The following is a 17,073-nucleotide window of genomic DNA, read 5'->3' on the forward strand; positions in this document are numbered from 1 at the left end:
AAGAGACGAGAATGGCTGTGCAGATAGAAAATTTAGGTCAGTTAGACCGCAAAGTGACCTTAGAGTTCGCTCGTGCCGATTTGGCTAAGGCAAGAGAAGACCGTTTGGCTAAATTGGGTAAAACCATGAAAGCCCCAGGCTTCCGTCCAGGCAAAGTGCCTAAGAACATGGTTGAAAAGCAATACGGCATGCAAGTGGATTTCGAGCTCCAGTTTGATAAAGCTCAAGAACTCTTCTATGACTTAGCTCAAAATGAAAAAATTCTATTGGCTGGTCAGCCACGCCTCGATCCAAAATCAGAATTAGACGCAGACAAAATTGTGTTTGATGCTTACTTTGAAGTCTTGCCAGAAGTGAAAATTGGCGATTTCAGTAAAGCTGAAGTAACTAAATACACAACCGACATTTCAGATGCCGAGATTGATCGTGCTTTGGATGTATTGCGTAAGCAGCAAGTGCATTACCATCCGCGCGGCGAAGCTGGTGCTCATGGTGATGGTGGTGCAAACACAGCAGCTCAAGCTGGCGACCAAGTTGTAATCGACTTTGTCGGCAAAATCGACGGCGTTGAATTTGCTGGCGGTAAAGCGGAAAACTTTGAATACGTTCTTGGTGAAGGTCGTATGCTCCCAGAATTTGAAGCTGCTACTTTGGGGCTCAAGGTAAGCGAGAGCAAGACTTTCCCATTAAGTTTCCCAGCCGATTACCACGGTAAAGATGTGGCTGGTAAGACTGCTGATTTCACCATCACTGTGAAGTCAGTCAACTGGGCACACCTACCTGCGATTGACGATGCCTTTGCATTATCCTTGGGCGTTGCTGAAGGTGGCGTTGCGAAGATGCGCGAAGAAGTTAAAGAGAATTTAGATCGTGAAACGAAGCGTCGCATTACTTCCTTGCTAAAAGGTGAAGTCATGGAGAAGCTCAACAGTATTTGCGATCTTGATGCTCCAAAATCGTTGGTTGCTCAAGAGCAAGAGCGTTTGGTTGAGTCCGCACGTCAAGACTTGATGCAGCGCGGCATTCCAAATGCTAAAGATGCACCTATCCCTGCTGAGATGTTCGCTGAGCAAGCTCTCAAGCGTGTTCGTCTTGGCTTGATTTTGAGCGACTTGGTTAAGCAAGAGAATTTAGCTGCCACTTCAGATCAAATCAAAGCTGAGATCGACGAACAAGCAGCAACTTACGAAGATCCGAAAGAAGTGGTGCGTTGGTTCTATAGCAATCCAAGCCGTCTTAAAGATATCGAGAACTTGGTTCTTGAAGATAACGTCATCAAGCATTTCACTTCAAAAGCTAAAGTGATTGATAAAGCCGTTACCTTTGAAGAACTCAGCAAGCTCAACTAAGTAATTAATTAATAAAGGTCTGATCACATGAACCAGAATCATTTCCAGTCTGAGAATTTAGAGCCCAAAAGTTTGGGTTTAGTTCCAATGGTGATTGAAACCTCTGGTCGAGGTGAGAGGGCCTATGATATTTACTCTCGCCTACTCAGAGAACGTGTTGTTTTCTTAGTTGGCGAGGTAAATGATCAAACTGCAAACTTGGTTATTGCTCAGTTACTTTTCCTTGAGAGCGAGAACCCAGATAAAGAAATTTCTCTTTATATCAACTCTCCTGGCGGCTCTGTATCGGCTGGCTTAGCAATCTATGACACGATGCAGTTCATCAAGCCACATGTTAGTACTTTGTGCATGGGTATGGCTGCCAGCATGGGCGCATTCTTGTTATGTGCTGGTGAGAAGGGTAAGCGTTATGCCTTGCCTAATTCACGCGTGATGATTCATCAGCCATTAGGCGGTGCACGTGGCCAAGCTTCTGATATTGAAATCCAAGCGCGTGAAATTCTCTACTTGCGTGAGCGCTTAAATAAGATTTTGGCTGACCGCACTGGCCAATCCATTGAAGCCATTGCTAAAGATACTGATCGCGATAACTTCATGTCTGCAGATCAGGCTCAAGAGTATGGCTTGATCGATAAAGTCATTGATAAGCGCCCTTAATCTACACCTCACTTAGATAGCCATCTTGAGCGATAAAAACAATACCAATAGCGCAGACAAAATTCTGTATTGCTCCTTTTGTGGCAAGAGTCAGCATGAAGTTAAGAAGCTGATCGCTGGGCCCTCTGTTTTTATTTGCGATGAGTGCATCGACTTATGCACCGACGTCATTCAAGAAGAGTTGGCAAAACTTCCTAAAGGGGAGGGTGATGACTCTTTACCAACACCACATCAGATTCGTGAGAACTTAGATCAGTATGTCATTGGTCAAGATCATGCGAAGAAGACTTTGGCGGTAGCGGTCTACAACCACTACAAGCGTTTGCAGTATTTGCCTAAGCCTAAAAAAGAAAAGCTAGATAAAGACGGTAAGCCTGTTGAGGCTGCTGACAAAAAAGAATCCAAGCTACCTGCTAAAGCTATGGTTGACGGTGTTGAATTAGCAAAGAGCAATATTTTGCTAATCGGCCCAACTGGTTCAGGTAAAACATTATTGGCACAGACCTTGGCACGCATGTTGGATGTGCCTTTCGTCATGGCCGATGCCACAACATTAACCGAGGCAGGTTACGTTGGTGAAGACGTTGAGAACATCATTCAAAAACTATTGCAGGCCTGTGATTACAACGTAGAAAAAGCGCAGCGCGGCATTGTGTATATCGACGAGATTGATAAGATCTCTCGTAAGTCGGATAACCCATCTATTACCCGTGACGTTTCGGGTGAGGGCGTTCAACAAGCCTTGTTAAAGCTGGTTGAAGGCACTATGGCCTCCGTACCTCCTCAGGGTGGCCGTAAGCATCCTAATCAAGATTTCTTGCAAGTAGATACAACCAATATCCTATTTATCTGCGGTGGCGCATTTGATGGTCTTGAGAAGGTGATTCAGCAGCGTACTGCGAAGACCGGCATTGGATTTAATGCCACGGTTCCAGGCAAAGATGATCGCGGTGTTAGCGACCTCCTGATAGAAGTTGAGCCCGAAGATTTAATTAAGTTTGGCCTTATTCCTGAGTTGATTGGTCGTTTGCCAGTTGTGGCCACTTTGGCGCAATTGGATGAAACCGCTTTGATCCAGATTTTGACTGAGCCTAAGAATGCCTTGGTGAAGCAATATCAAGCGCTATTAACCATGGAAGGCTCAGAGCTGGAAGTTCGCCCAGCTGCACTATCAGCCATTGCCAAGAAAGCCATTGCACGCAAGACTGGTGCTCGTGGACTGCGTTCAATCCTCGAGGGATCTCTCATGGATGTGATGTATGACCTGCCATCTTTGAAGAATGTTCAAAAGGTAGTCATCGATGAAAATACCATCGCTGTGGGCGGAAAGCCTATTTTGGTCTACAAGCAAGGTGACGATTCTGCGGAAATGAGCAAAAAAGCCTAATTTTTGGTCTTTGTTGATGTTTTCACAGGGTTTTCGCTCACTTTTCGCATATTTACCCCTTGTTTTTGACTAGGTGGCACCCATATAGGTAGTATCCTATTCCTGAATCATGTCCGTATTTAGTAGTGCGGCATTTTTAGAGAATTTTACGGAACGACTATTTTGGAGGAATTGCCCTATGCCTGGCCACTTATTACTACCCTCTGAACCTATTCAACTACCACTTCTCCCCTTAAGGGACGTCGTAGTGTTTCCACACATGGTGATCCCCTTATTTGTGGGTCGCCCAAAATCGATCAAAGCATTAGAAGCCGCCATGGAAACTGGCAAAAATGTGCTTTTAGTAGCTCAAAAGACTGCCGCCAAGGATGAACCTGGCGTTGAAGATCTTTATGAGGTCGGCTGTATCGCTAATATCCTTCAAATGCTGAAGTTGCCAGATGGCACTGTCAAGGTTTTGGTTGAGGGTGTTCAACGTGCTGAAGTCAGTCAAGTTGAGGATAGCCAAGGGTATTTCGGTTGTGAAGCATCTCCAACTCCAATGTCCTCATTGGATGCTCATGAGACTGAAGCATTGCGTCGCGCCATCATGGCCCAATTCGATCAATACGTGAAGCTCAATAAAAAGGTTCCTCAGGAGATTTTGTCTTCATTGGGTGGCATCGATGATCCAAGCCGTTTGGCGGATACGATTTGCGCCCATCTCCCAGTCAAGCTTGAGCAAAAGCAACGTTTACTTGAAATGACTGATGTAGTGCAACGCTTAGAAAGCCTCTTGGCTGATCTCGAAAGTGAGATTGATATTTTGCAAGTCGAGAAGCGTATTCGTGGACGCGTTAAGCGCCAGATGGAGAAGAGTCAGCGTGAGTACTACTTAAACGAACAAGTTAAAGCCATTCAAAAGGAATTAGGTGAGGGTGAAGAGGGTGCTGATCTCGAGGAGCTTGAGAAGCGCATTAAAGCCGCTCGCATGCCAAAAGAAGCTTTGAGGAAGGCTGAGTCTGAGTTGAAAAAACTCAAACTCATGTCGCCAATGTCTGCTGAAGCAACAGTGATACGTAATTTTATTGACACCTTGGTCACTCTTCCATGGAAGAAAAAAACCAAGATCAATAATGATTTGGCTAACGCTGAAAAAGTATTGGACGAGGATCATTACGGACTTGATAAGGTTAAAGAGCGCATCTTGGAATATCTTGCAGTTCAACAGCGAGTTGAGCGCGTTAAGGCCCCGATCCTCTGTTTGGTTGGCCCTCCTGGTGTTGGTAAAACGTCTCTCGGTCAATCCATTGCCCGCGCAACAAACCGTAAGTTTGTGCGTATGGCATTAGGTGGTGTTCGTGACGAGTCTGAGATTCGTGGTCATCGTCGAACCTATATTGGTTCTATGCCAGGCAAGATTCTTTCAAGCTTGACGAAGGTAGGCGTACGCAATCCTTTATTCCTCTTGGACGAAGTCGACAAGATGGGTATGGATTTCCGCGGCGACCCTGCTAGCGCCTTGCTGGAAGTTTTAGATCCAGAGCAAAATCACACCTTCCAGGATCACTATGTCGAAGTTGATTTTGATCTCTCCGATGTGATGTTTGTTGCAACATCAAACTCATTAAATATTCCTGGCCCATTGTTAGATCGCTTGGAAATTATTCGCCTTGCAGGCTATACCGAAGATGAGAAGACGAGCATTGCGATTAATTATTTAATACCCAAGCAGATTAAAAATAATGGTCTCAAGAAAGATGAATTGAAAATTGAGGAATCTGCCGTTCGCAGCATGATTCGTTACTACACCCGCGAAGCTGGCGTGCGTTCTTTAGAACGTGAAATCAGCAAGATCTGCCGCAAGGTGGTGAAGTTGCTTCTCCTCAAGAAAGAAGCTGCGCCAGTCACAGTCAATGCTGACAATCTTGAGAAGTTCCTCTCCGTCAAAATGTATGACTTCGGTCTTGCTGCCAAGGAAAATCAAGTGGGTCAGGTAACCGGCCTTGCTTGGACTGAGGTCGGGGGCGACCTGTTGACTATTGAAGCGGCAGTGATGCCTGGTAAAGGTGTAATTACTCGTACCGGCTCGATTGGCGATGTGATGAAGGAGTCGGTTGAAGCAGCGAAAACCGTGGTTCGTTCTAGAGCCAGAGCTTTGGGTATTGCGGACGAAGCCTTTGAGAAAAAGGATATTCATATTCACTTCCCAGATGGCGCAACCCCAAAGGACGGTCCATCGGCCGGCATTGCAATCACGACAGCCCTGGTATCGGTATTCACAGGCATTCCAATTCGCTCGGATGTAGCCATGACTGGTGAGATCACTTTGCGTGGCGAGGTGCTACCAATTGGGGGTCTAAAGGAGAAATTATTAGCTGCCCATCGAGGGGGCATTAAATTGGCCTTGATTCCAGAGGAAAATGTCAAAGATTTGATTGATATTCCAGACAACGTCAAGAATGCAATTGAAATTGTGCCTGTACGCTGGATCGATCGAGTTCTGGAGTTGGCTTTAGAGAGAAAACCCGTTGCTTTGCCAGACCCGACACCAGAAGAGCTTGCTAAAAAGGCTGCTGAAGCTAGCAAAGCCAGTGAAAAGATTTCTTCTGGAGAGGTCCTCAAGCATTGATGCCTAGGGATATTTGAGAGATCTTGAGTCTGATTGACGGTTCAATTAATGTCTTTTTTGATGAAGAATCTCTCTTTTATTCCTGCACTAGGTTACAATCTCGACTGTATTAATTTGGGGCGCTTAGCTCAGATGGTAGAGCGTCTGCCTTACACGCAGAATGTCGGCGGTTCGATCCCGTCAGCGCCCACCAGTTTCCCAGATCGCATTTGTTTTTCTTCTCTTAGGCTTTCTAGTTCCTCTAGATCTTCAGCCTAGTACACTCGCATCATTGACTTTATTTTCGAGCGATTAATTCATGTTTGATTCCGTACGTAAGCACCAAAGAGTTTTGCAGTTTGTATTGATGCTCTTCATTGTTCCTTCTTTTGCCTTATTTGGGATTTCAAGCTATTCCGGATTTATGGATAAAGAAACCGATATCGTCAAAGTGAACGGCAAGCCAATCACAGCGCAAGAGGTTGATATGGCTGCAAAGCGTCAAGCTGAGCGAGTGGGTGGAAATGTACAAATTGCTCAAAGCTTGCCGTTTCGTCAGGCAATCCTCAATGAACTGCTACAACAGCGTATCTTAGGTTTTGCGGTGAGTGATTTGCACTTGCAAGTAGGAAAACAAGAACTTGTGAATAGCCTACAGAAGATTCCGCAGATTCGTGCTTTATATCGTCAGGACGGTACATTTGACGATGTGCGCTTTAAACAGTTGTTGGCAAGTAACGGCATGAACGAGGAGCAGTTCTATGCTGGCCAAATTTTTGATTTGAAAATTCAGCAGCTTGTGAACTCCGTGGCTCGTACAGAGCTAGCTAGCCCGAAATTGTCTGAAGTTGTTTCATCCCTATACGAGTCTGAAAGACAGGTTCAGACCTTGCAGTTCAATGCTAAAGATTATTTTTCTAAAGTTAATCCGAGCACGGATGAGTTACAGGCTTTTTACGAGGCCAACGCTAAATTATTCGAGCGTCCTGAATATATTGATGTTGAGTACATTGTTCTTAAGGCTGATCCAAAAGAAGATTCCAAAGTTTTTAATGAAAAAGCTGATCAGTTTGCAAATATCACTTACGACCAGTCGGATAGTTTGAAACCTGCCGCTGATAAATTAAAGCTCAGCATTCAAACTCAGAAGGGCGTTACTCGTGGTGGCGCTCCTGGCGTATCCAAGGATCATCCTTTAGCCAATCTCAAGGTTGTTCAGTCCCTTTATGCTGATGAAGCCCTGAAGAGCAAGCGAAATACTGAGGCTGTGCAAACAGCGCCAGGCGTATTTGTATCAGCTCGAGTGCTGACTTTGTATCCTGCTCAAATCATGCCTTACAAGGATGTTGCCTCAGAAGTTAAGCGTCAAGTTAGTCAGCGCGCTGCGGAGAAGTTGGCTATCGCCGCCGCTAGTGAGAAATTGGCCGCCCTTGAAAAAGATCCAAAAAATGCTGCTGGTTTTGGTGTCGCCAGCTGGATTTCACGCAACAAGCCTGGTAGCTTAGTTGGCCCATCGATGGATGAAGTCATGTCGGTGAATGCCAATAAATTACCAGCCGTAGTTTCAGTCTCGAATCCTGGTGTGGGTACAACAATTTATCGTATTGATCAGGTTCGCCAGCCGACATCGGTCGATGCCAAGGCTCATAAGGCGCAAGCACAACAGATCCAAGCTCTGGCTGCACAGTCAGAATTTGCTGGCTTCATGGCTTACTGGCGCAATGGTGCTGGAGTTAAAGTCATCAACCCACTAAAGCAAGCAAGCTCAGGTAGCGCAGGCAGTTAAAGCTAGGGAATCTTTTTCAGCAAGTTACTGTATGGGGCCATTGAGCCCCATACGTTTTTAAAGATCATGTTTTGCGCTTGAGCATTTGGGTGCAATCGATCTGCCTGAAATAATTCGGACTTAGTTGCAACGCCTTCTAAGAAAAACGGCAGCAACTCAATGCCCTCTTGATTGGCAAGTTGAGGATAGAGTTTCTTAAATTGCGTGGTGTAGTTTTGGCCATAGTTTGATGGGATCTGTATGCCGCAGAGCAAAACCTTAGCCCCAGATTTTTTGCTCATCTGAATCATCTTGCTTAAATTACTTTCAGTTTCATTCACCGGTAAACCACGTAAGGCATCATTTGCCCCAAGCTCAATTAAAACGATGCCGGGCTTTTTTTGACCCAGGAGCTTGGGTAATCGGGTCAGTCCACCCGAACTAGTTTCACCGCTAATGCTGGCATTAAATACAGTCCAAGGGCTTTTATCTCTAGCAAGTTGCTCTTCAAGAAGATTGACCCAGCCCGTACCACGTGGCAATCCGTATTCAGCAGAAAGGCTATCACCCAGCACCAGGATTACCGGGTTTACCTGGGCCCAAGAATAAATGCTCATTACGAGGCAAAATAGACCGGTAATGAATTTATTGACCGCTAAGAGTTTGATCCGCATTTTTCCATTCTAGAAAATTTTCCACATGAACAAAGAGTCTAATTCCATTGTTGCCGATCAGCTTGGCAAGCTGGCTAATACAGCCGATGGAGACTTGGTTATTTTGCATGATCTTTGCTTTCAAATTGAGCAGGGCGAAAGCGTGGCCATTGTGGGTGCATCTGGTTCTGGTAAAAGCACCTTACTAAGTCTCTTAGCCGGATTAGATGTACCGAGTTCCGGTCAGATTGAGTTAATGGGGCAGGACCTGAATCAACTTGACGAGGATGGCAGGGCACGTCTACGCGGGCAGTTTGTTGGTTTTGTTTTTCAATCATTCCAACTATTGCCCCATTTAACTGCTTTAGAGAACGTGATGCTGCCCCTGGAGATGGCTGGCGTAGATCAGGCCCAAGCTAAGCTAACCGCCCATCATTGGCTTGAAAGGGTTGGCCTTGACCCAAGGGCAAACCATTTCCCTAAGACCCTTTCTGGCGGTGAGCAGCAACGCGTAGCGCTGGCTCGTGCCTTCGTAAATAAGCCTGCGATTCTCTTCGCCGATGAACCAACTGGAAGCCTAGATGAGGTTAGTGGAAATAAGGTAATTGAGCTCCTTTTTGAGCTGAATCGGGAGAATTCCTCAACTCTGGTTCTGGTGACCCACGATCCAGCCTTGGCTGCACGGTGCAAACGCCAATTAAGCCTTCAGGGCGGACGTCTGGTCTGATCAAAACCTTATAATCTTGGCATGTCATCTTTCTGTTGCTTGCCCGGGGCAAATGCCCTTTCAGCCTTCCGCCAACAGCGACTTTTAGCTTCGCTCGCCGCCCAAGGAATCCAACTTGAGTCTATACAGGCTCAATACCTTCATTTCATTTGGTCTGAGTCCGAACTCAATACCAAAGACAATGAGGTGCTCGAAAGTTTACTAACTTACGGTCAACCCTTTGTATCCCAAATGAAGAGCAGTAGCTCCTTATTCAGTAAGTCGACCGAGAAACAATCTGCGATTGCTATCCCACGTTTTGGTACAGTTTCTCCATGGGCCAGTAAGGCAACTGATATTGCGCGTCAATGTGGACTCCAGGTTTTGCGAATTGAGCGTGGCGTTCAATATGTATGGCAGAGTAAAAAAGCGCTCAGCAAAGAACAAGAGCAATTGGTATTGGCTGTATTGCATGATCGGATGACCGAAGCTGTCATCTCAGATATCAACGAAGCTAGTGCTTTGTATCAATCTTTGCCTGATCGCCCATTTGTATGCATCCCGGTATTAACCGAGGGAAGGGTTGCTCTAGATAAAGCAAACCAAGAACTAGGTCTCGCCTTGTCGGAAGATGAGGTGCTTTATTTAGTTGAGAATTTCATTCGTTTAGAACGTAACCCAAGCGATGTCGAGTTGATTATGTTTGCACAGGCAAACAGTGAGCACTGCCGTCATAAGATATTCAATTCCAGCTGGACTATCGATGGTGATGATCAAGAAAAATCACTATTTGCAATGATACGCAATACCCATCAGCTGCAGCCTGAAGGTACGATTGTTGCCTACTCTGACAACTCAGCGGTAATGGCAGGGGTGGAGTCTGAAACTTGGTCACCAAAAGGCCAGGATCGTCGATACGAAAAAGATACACGTTTAGTCCATACCTTGATGAAGGTGGAGACTCACAATCATCCAACTGCAATTGCACCATTTCCAGGTGCCTCTACTGGCGCTGGTGGTGAGATTCGAGATGAGGGTGCTACTGGTGTTGGTGGGCGCCCTAAAGCCGGCCTTACTGGCTTCTCTGTATCCAATCTCAATATTCCTGGCACTGATTTACCATGGGAATCTAAAAAGTACGGCAAGCCTGAACGGATTGCAACGCCACTCCAAATCATGATTGATGGTCCACTGGGTGGGGCTGCATTTAATAATGAATTTGGTCGCCCAATCTTGGGTGGTTATTTCCGCGTTTTTGAGCAAACCTTGGAAGGTGTTCGTCGTGGATATCACAAGCCAATCATGATTGCGGGTGGTATCGGTAGTATCGATTCAATACATACGGCCAAGAAACAAATTAAAGCGGGGCACTTGTTTATTCAATTGGGTGGTCCTGGTATGCGAATCGGTATGGGTGGTGCAACAGGTAGTTCCGTTGCAACTGGTACCAATACTGCAGATCTCGATTTTGACTCAGTCCAACGCGGTAATCCTGAAATGGAGCGACGTGCTCAAGAGGTTATCAACTCGTGTATCGCTATGGGTCAAGCTAACCCGATTGTTTCAATTCATGATGTCGGAGCTGGTGGTGTATCTAATGCATTTCCAGAGCTTGCTGATGGTGCTGGCTTAGGCGCACAATTTCAATTGCGTAAAGTCCCGCTTGAAGAGAGTGGCATGAGTCCTGCAGAGATTTGGTGCAATGAATCTCAAGAACGCTATGTTCTCGCAATCGAAGCTAAAGATCTGGAGCTTTTTAAATCATTCTGTGAGCGCGAGCGTTGTCCGTTTGCCGTGGTTGGTGAGGCAACGACTGAGCGTCAACTTCAGCTCAGTGATAGCAAAGAAGTTGTAGGTAGCGATGCAGCTATGCCGATTGATATGCCAATGGAGGTATTGCTTGGTAAGCCTCCACGCATGCATCGTGATGTGAAGCGTGTTGCTCAAGAGTTTGAAGAATTGGATGTTACCGACACCGATTTATCCCAATCTATTGCCTGGGTCCTGCAGCAGCCTACTGTTGCTAGCAAGTCTTTCTTGATTACTATCGGCGATCGAACTGTTGGCGGTCTTAATGCACGTGACCCATTTGTAGGTCCTTGGCAAGTTCCCGTTGCCGATTGTGCGGTTACCTTGATGGATTACAAAGGTTACCGCGGTGAAGCGATGTCAATGGGCGAGCGTACCCCATTGGCTGTAATCGATGCACCAGCTGCTGCCAAAATGGCAGTAGGTGAAGCTATTACCAATCTTTTGGCTGCTGATATTCGTCGTTTGGAAGACGTTAAGCTTTCTGCTAATTGGATGGCTGCTTGTGGCGCACCCGGTGAAGATGCAAAGCTATATGACTCAGTTCAAGCGATTGGCATGGATTTATGCCCAGCCCTTGGAATATCGATCCCAGTTGGTAAAGATTCCTTATCCATGGCCACTGCATGGCAAGATGGTGATCAAGCCAAAAAAGTAGTTTCCCCAGTTTCACTAATTATTTCTGCTTTTGCTGCGGTTCAGGATGTTCGCAAAACAACGGCGCCTTTACTAAAGCTTAAGGATGATTCTGGAGCGACCTTAGAGTCTGAATTAATCCTGATTGATTTGGGTCGTGGCAAAAACCGTATGGCTGGAAGTATTCTGGCTCAAGTGCTCAATCAATCTGGCAAATCAACTCCCAACGTCGATCACCCGGAAGATCTCAAAGCTCTTGCCACTGCAATCATTGATCTACGCAAAGCGGATCAGTTGCTGGCCTACCATGACCGTTCTGATGGAGGTCTATTCGCCTCTATCGCAGAAATGGCTTTTGCATCTCATGTTGGTATTTCGATCAATGTTGACATGATCGCAGTTGATGTTGGCCAAGAAGCTGATTGGGGTGATGCTAAAAACTGGGCACAACAAGTTTCTGGTCGTCGTCATGAGCAAACCATGCGCGCTTTATTTAATGAAGAGCTTGGTGCGGTAATTCAAATCCGTAAAGCTGATCGTGATGCTGTATTTGCTGTTTTGCGTAAGTTAAACCTCAGCGCATACAGCCATGTGATTGCAAGACCAAATACTAATGGCCGCATCGAAATTTGGCGTGATGCTAAAAATATTTTTGCAGAGCCTCGTGAAGTACTCCAGAAGATGTGGGCCAATACCAGTTACCAGATTGCTCGCTTACGTGATAACCCAGACTGTGCTGATAGTGAGTTTGCGCTACTAGACGACGTAGCGGATGCAGGTATGTCACCCAAATTAACATTCGATATTGCGGATGATATTGCGGCGCCATTTATTAATAAGAATAGTCGACCTAAAGTTGCCATCTTGCGAGAGCAGGGCGTTAACTCCCATGTAGAAATGGCTTACGCCATGAACTGGGCTGGTTTTGATAGCTATGACGTGCATATGTCAGATTTGCTCTCCGGTAAATCGAAATTAGATGATTTCCGTGGGTTGATTGCTTGCGGTGGATTTAGCTACGGGGATGTATTGGGTGCAGGTGAGGGCTGGGCAAAGACCATTCTCTTTAATAGTCAATTGCGCGATCAGTTTTCCGCATTCTTCGGCCGTCAAGATAGTTTTGCATTGGGTGTGTGCAATGGTTGCCAAATGATGAGCAATCTTGCTGGGATTATTCCTGGTGCAGAAGCTTGGCCTAAATTTACTCGCAACCAATCTGAACAGTATGAGGCTCGCTTGGTGATAGCTGAGGTAGTGGCATCACCTTCCATCTTTACCCAAGGTATGAGCGGAAGCCAGCTTCCCATTGCGATTGCTCATGGTGAAGGCTTTGCCAACTTTAGCCAACAAGGCAATTTAGAGGCACTTCAGAAGCAGGGGCTGGCTACTCTACGTTTTGTAGATCACAAAGGCAAGCCAACTGAAACCTATCCAATGAACCCAAATGGCTCGCCTGGGGGCCTAACTGGGATAACCACACCGGACGGTCGCTTTACAGTCATGATGCCGCATCCTGAGCGTGTATTCAGGGCGGTGCAAATGAGCTGGGCTCCAAAACAATGGTTAGATACGCCTGATGGAGCCAGTCCGTGGATGCGCTTATTCCGCAACGCTAGAGTTTGGGCAAATTAATTTCATGTCAGACTCATCCATGGCAATGGAGCCGGTTACCTTTTCTGAAAGTGGTGGAGTGCGCTATTTGCACTTTGGTAGCGAGTTAATTCAGGGTGCAATGCGCATCCGTGACCCGGATGAGATTTATTTGGAATACAACCAGCAAATGATGGCTTGGTTGCTATTTTTGGAAACGAAGCCGGGAATGCGTATAGCTCAGCTTGGCTTAGGTACTGGAGCGCTTACGAAGTTTGCACATCGTTATTGCCCAGCCGTAAAGACGACTGTTGTTGAGCTGAATCCTGCTGTCATTGTTTCTGCAAGAAGTATGTTTTTCACCCCCGATGATGATCGTCGCCTGGAAACCTTGCAAACAGATGCCAAGGCTTTTGTTCAGAATACAAAGTATCTGGATCACTTTGATGCAGTACAAGTTGATCTCTATGATGCGATTTGTGATGGCCCGGCTGCGAGCTCTTTAGAGTTCTACAAGGGCTGTTATGACATTCTCAAGTCGCCTGGCGTACTAACGGTCAATTTATTTTCTCGCCATAAGAGCTTTGATATCAACTTGAATAATATTTGTGGGGCATTTGATAATCGGGTTCTACTATTTCCAGAGTCCCATGATTGCAATGTAGTAGCGATTGCATTCAAAGGTCCTCGGCTCGAGGTTGAATGGAAAGAAGTCTCCAAGCGCGCGAAATTGCTGACGGAAAAGACGGGCTTACCTACCAACACCTGGGTATCAGGCTTAAATCGTGAAAATGCCCATCAAGAAAATAAACTCTGCATTTAACAAAATTTAGATAAGAAAAAAGGCGATCAGTTGATCGCCTTTTTTACTGGGCTAAAACTTCAGGGCTTAATGATGCTTAGACTGTCACCGTATCAGCAACATCACTGAATGACTTAATCTTGTCAAAGTTCATGTACTTATAAACTTCGCCAGCTTTTGCATTTAATGATTCCACTTGTTCAAAGTATTCATGCGGTGTAGGTAAGCGACCCAAAAGTGCCGCAACTGCTGAAAGCTCGGCAGATGCAAGGTAAACACGAGTATCAATACCTAAGCGATTCGGGAAATTACGTGTTGAAGTAGACACTGCAGTGGAGCCTTTGCGAATCTGCGCCTGATTACCCATACAAAGTGAGCAGCCCGGAGTTTCCATGCGGGCACCTGTAGATCCTAGGATGCCGTAATAGCCTTCTTCGGTCAGAATCATCTGATCCATCTTTGTTGGAGGGGCAATCCAGAGGCGTGTAGGCATATCCTTTTTACCCTGAAGAACCTGACCTGCTGCGCGGAAGTGGCCAATGTTTGTCATGCAAGAGCCGATAAACACTTCATCGATCTTCTCGCCAGAAACTTCAGACAAGAATTTCACGTCATCTGGATCATTAGGGCAGGCCAATATTGGCTCTTTGATTTCGCTCATGTCGATTTCAATCACTTCGGCGTAATCTGCATTTGCATCTGCTTTGAGTAAATCAGGCTTTGCAATCCAAGCTTCCATAGCTTTAATACGGCGACCTAAGGTACGCTTGTCTTCGTAGCCATTAGCAATCATCCACTTCATTAAAGTAATGTTAGAGCGCATGTATTCAATAATTGGCTCTTTGCTGAGCGCAATCGCACAGCCTGCAGCTGAGCGCTCGGCTGAAGCATCGGATAACTCAAATGCTTGTTCAACTTTCAGATCAGGTAAGCCTTCGATTTCTAAAATGCGGCCAGAGAAAATGTTTTTCTTGCCTTGCTTCTCAACTGTTAACAAGCCTTTTTTGATGGCATACAAAGGAATTGCATTAACCATATCGCGCAAAGTAATGCCTGGCTGCATTTTTCCTTTGAATCGAACTAATACAGACTCAGGCATATCCAAAGGCATTACACCGGTAGCTGCAGCAAAGGCAACTAAGCCAGAGCCAGCAGGGAAGGAGATGCCAATTGGGAAGCGAGTGTGACTATCGCCGCCAGTACCGCAGGTATCAGGAAGAAGTAGGCGGTTTAACCAACTATGGATCACTCCATCACCTGGACGCAATGCAACACCACCACGATTGGTCATAAATGCTGGCAACTCATGGTGAGTGCGAATATCCACTGGTTTTGGATAGGCAGATGTATGGCAGAAGGATTGCATTACCAAGTCAGCAGAGAAGCCTAGGCAAGCCAAGTCTTTCAATTCATCACGGGTCATTGGACCAGTGGTGTCTTGTGATCCCACGGTAGTCATGTGTGGTTCGCAATAGGTATCTGGGCGAACGCCTTGACCTTCTGGCAATCCACATGCGCGACCCACCATCTTCTGAGCCAAGCTGAAACCTTTTTTGTTATCAGGTGGGCTAACTGGAATACGGAATTCTGTCGAGGCTGGCAAGCCAAGTGCTGCGCGCGCTTTAGCTGTAAGGCCACGACCGACAATTAATGGAATACGACCACCCGCACGAACCTCATCCAAAATTACTGGTGACTTCAATGAGAATGAAGCAATTTCTTTACCGTTTTTAAATGCCTTACCTTCATATGGACGCAATTCAATTTCGTCGCCCATATTCATGTCAGATACATCAAGCTCAATTGGCAATGCGCCAGCATCTTCCATAGTGTTAAAGAAGATTGGAGCAATTTTGGTGCCCAAGCAAACGCCACCAAAACGCTTATTTGGCACGAATGGTATATCTTGTCCAGTCCACCAAAGAACAGAGTTCGTTGCGGATTTGCGTGAAGAGCCTGTACCAACTACGTCTCCAACATAGGCAATTTGATTACCTTTTTTCTGGAGGGCTTCGATTTGCCTCATTGGGCCGCGAACACCAGCTTCGTCCGGTTCAATACCTGGACGTGGGTTTTTCAACATGATGGTTGCGTGCAATGGAATATCTGGACGGCTCCATGCATCAGGAGCAGGGGACAAATCGTCGGTATTGGTTTCGCCAGTAACTTTAAATACAGTCAGCTTCATGCTTTCTGGAACAGCGGGGCGGCTTGTGAACCACTCGGCATCGGCCCAGCTTTGCAGTACGCCCTTAGCCTCTGCATTGCCTTTTTCCGCCAACTCCTGAACATCATGGAAGTAGTCGAACATCAATAAGGTTTTTTTCAACGCTGCAGCTGCAGTTGCGGCGCACTCAGCATCCGATAACAATTCGACCAAGGGTTTGATGTTGTAACCACCCAGCATCGTGCCCAATAGTTCAGTAGCCTTGATGCGTGAAATCAAAGGGGTTTTCTCGGCTCCCTTGGCAACGGCATCCAAAAATTCCGCCTTCACTTTAGCCGCCTCATCAACACCAGCAGGTACGCGGTTGGTAATCAGCTCCACCAACTCCGCTTCTTTTCCCTTCGGAGGATTTTTGAGAAGGCCAACCAGTTCAGCTGTTTGATCTTTAGTTAGAGGGAGGGCTGGGATTCCAAGGGCTGCGCGTTCGGCAACCTGTGTGTTGTAGGCTTCTAGCATCGTGTTTCCTGTTGGGTAAGAGTTTTCAACAATAAGGCTAAGCAGGGTGTCGTTCCCTAACGAGTCTATTGTAATTGCTAATTCATCTCTTATATAAGACTTAATTATCGAAATTCCTAAAAATGCTTAAAAATTAAGCATTTTGATTCAATTTCATGAATATCGGCTAATCTGTGAGTACTCAAACAAGCAAAAGGGGGGAATTAGGGCTATTTCAGGGTTTAGTGGAGAGCAAAAAATTCATATTGAAGTAATAAGTACTGAACTAAAAATTGGACGGCAAATATACGAAACCTTTTTAAGCCTTTGAGTTATTGGGCGACCTTAGAAAATTTGCTGCCACAGACGCTATCGTTATAATTACTTTTTCCAACAGAGCTTAAGCGATGACCAAATACGTTTTTGTCACTGGTGGTGTGGTTTCTTCTTTAGGGAAAGGAATCGCA

Annotated in this window: 10 protein-coding genes and 1 tRNA gene; 9 read left to right on the forward strand and 2 right to left on the reverse strand. The window is 45.9% G+C overall.

The window, feature by feature from the left end; all coding sequences use genetic code 11:
- Positions 1 to 11: 11 nt before the first annotated feature.
- From tig to B7X71_RS04630, 6 genes are all read left to right on the forward strand, one after another.
- Entirely contained in the window at positions 12 to 1,349 is a 1,338-nt protein-coding gene (tig, locus tag B7X71_RS04605; RefSeq protein WP_293597589.1) for a trigger factor, read from the forward strand.
- 27 nt (positions 1,350 to 1,376) lie between these two features.
- Complete coding sequence (gene clpP, locus B7X71_RS04610; RefSeq protein WP_293597580.1) at positions 1,377 to 2,006, forward strand: ATP-dependent Clp endopeptidase proteolytic subunit ClpP; 630 nt, start codon at positions 1,377 to 1,379, stop codon at positions 2,004 to 2,006.
- Between the two features lie 25 nt (positions 2,007 to 2,031).
- The gene (clpX, locus tag B7X71_RS04615) at positions 2,032 to 3,393 is read left to right on the forward strand and encodes an ATP-dependent Clp protease ATP-binding subunit ClpX (protein ID WP_293597581.1); all 1,362 of its coding nucleotides are present in this window, start codon (positions 2,032 to 2,034) and stop codon (positions 3,391 to 3,393) included.
- Positions 3,394 to 3,571: 178 nt separating this feature from the next.
- Entirely contained in the window at positions 3,572 to 6,004 is a 2,433-nt protein-coding gene (lon, locus tag B7X71_RS04620; protein ID WP_293597582.1) for an endopeptidase La, read from the forward strand.
- Between the two features lie 117 nt (positions 6,005 to 6,121).
- Positions 6,122 to 6,197, forward strand: a tRNA-Val gene (locus B7X71_RS04625).
- Between the two features lie 105 nt (positions 6,198 to 6,302).
- Positions 6,303 to 7,769 (forward strand): peptidylprolyl isomerase, encoded by a 1,467-nt coding sequence (locus B7X71_RS04630; protein ID WP_293597583.1) that lies wholly within the window; start codon positions 6,303 to 6,305, stop codon positions 7,767 to 7,769.
- Between the two features lie 2 nt (positions 7,770 to 7,771).
- On the opposite strand, the gene B7X71_RS04635 is transcribed toward B7X71_RS04630, so the two are convergent.
- Entirely contained in the window at positions 7,772 to 8,422 is a 651-nt protein-coding gene (locus tag B7X71_RS04635; protein ID WP_293597584.1) for an arylesterase, read from the reverse strand.
- Positions 8,423 to 8,447: 25 nt separating this feature from the next.
- Here B7X71_RS04635 and B7X71_RS04640 point away from each other — a divergent pair, with 25 nt between their 5' ends.
- Genes B7X71_RS04640 through B7X71_RS04650 form a run of 3 tightly spaced genes read left to right on the forward strand, consistent with a single transcriptional unit; the run spans position 8,448 to position 13,965 of the window.
- On the forward strand, positions 8,448 to 9,128 hold the full coding sequence (locus B7X71_RS04640) for an ABC transporter ATP-binding protein (protein ID WP_293597585.1): 681 nt from the start codon (positions 8,448 to 8,450) through the stop codon (positions 9,126 to 9,128).
- A gap of 21 nt (positions 9,129 to 9,149) precedes the next feature.
- On the forward strand, positions 9,150 to 13,184 hold the full coding sequence (gene purL, locus B7X71_RS04645) for a phosphoribosylformylglycinamidine synthase (RefSeq protein WP_293597586.1): 4,035 nt from the start codon (positions 9,150 to 9,152) through the stop codon (positions 13,182 to 13,184).
- A gap of 4 nt (positions 13,185 to 13,188) precedes the next feature.
- Positions 13,189 to 13,965 (forward strand): spermidine synthase, encoded by a 777-nt coding sequence (locus tag B7X71_RS04650; RefSeq protein ID WP_293597587.1) that lies wholly within the window; start codon positions 13,189 to 13,191, stop codon positions 13,963 to 13,965.
- Between the two features lie 76 nt (positions 13,966 to 14,041).
- Here the strand turns inward: B7X71_RS04650 and B7X71_RS04655 are convergent, their stop codons facing one another.
- The gene (locus tag B7X71_RS04655; RefSeq protein ID WP_293597588.1) at positions 14,042 to 16,627 is read right to left on the reverse strand and encodes a bifunctional aconitate hydratase 2/2-methylisocitrate dehydratase; all 2,586 of its coding nucleotides are present in this window, start codon (positions 16,625 to 16,627) and stop codon (positions 14,042 to 14,044) included.
- Positions 16,628 to 17,073: the final 446 nt, after the last annotated feature.

The sequence above is a fragment of the Polynucleobacter sp. 39-46-10 genome (assembly GCF_002282275.1).

Coding starts and splice junctions, on each gene's coding strand:
- tig (WP_293597589.1), top strand. CDS start 12: ATGGCTGTGCAGATAGAAAATTTAGGTCAGTTAGACCGCAAAGTGACC.
- clpP (WP_293597580.1), top strand. CDS start 1,377: ATGAACCAGAATCATTTCCAGTCTGAGAATTTAGAGCCCAAAAGTTTG.
- lon (WP_293597582.1), top strand. CDS start 3,572: ATGCCTGGCCACTTATTACTACCCTCTGAACCTATTCAACTACCACTT.
- B7X71_RS04630 (WP_293597583.1), top strand. CDS start 6,303: ATGTTTGATTCCGTACGTAAGCACCAAAGAGTTTTGCAGTTTGTATTG.
- B7X71_RS04635 (WP_293597584.1), bottom strand. CDS start 8,422: ATGCGGATCAAACTCTTAGCGGTCAATAAATTCATTACCGGTCTATTT.
- B7X71_RS04640 (WP_293597585.1), top strand. CDS start 8,448: ATGAACAAAGAGTCTAATTCCATTGTTGCCGATCAGCTTGGCAAGCTG.
- purL (WP_293597586.1), top strand. CDS start 9,150: ATGTCATCTTTCTGTTGCTTGCCCGGGGCAAATGCCCTTTCAGCCTTC.
- B7X71_RS04650 (WP_293597587.1), top strand. CDS start 13,189: ATGTCAGACTCATCCATGGCAATGGAGCCGGTTACCTTTTCTGAAAGT.
- B7X71_RS04655 (WP_293597588.1), bottom strand. CDS start 16,627: ATGCTAGAAGCCTACAACACACAGGTTGCCGAACGCGCAGCCCTTGGA.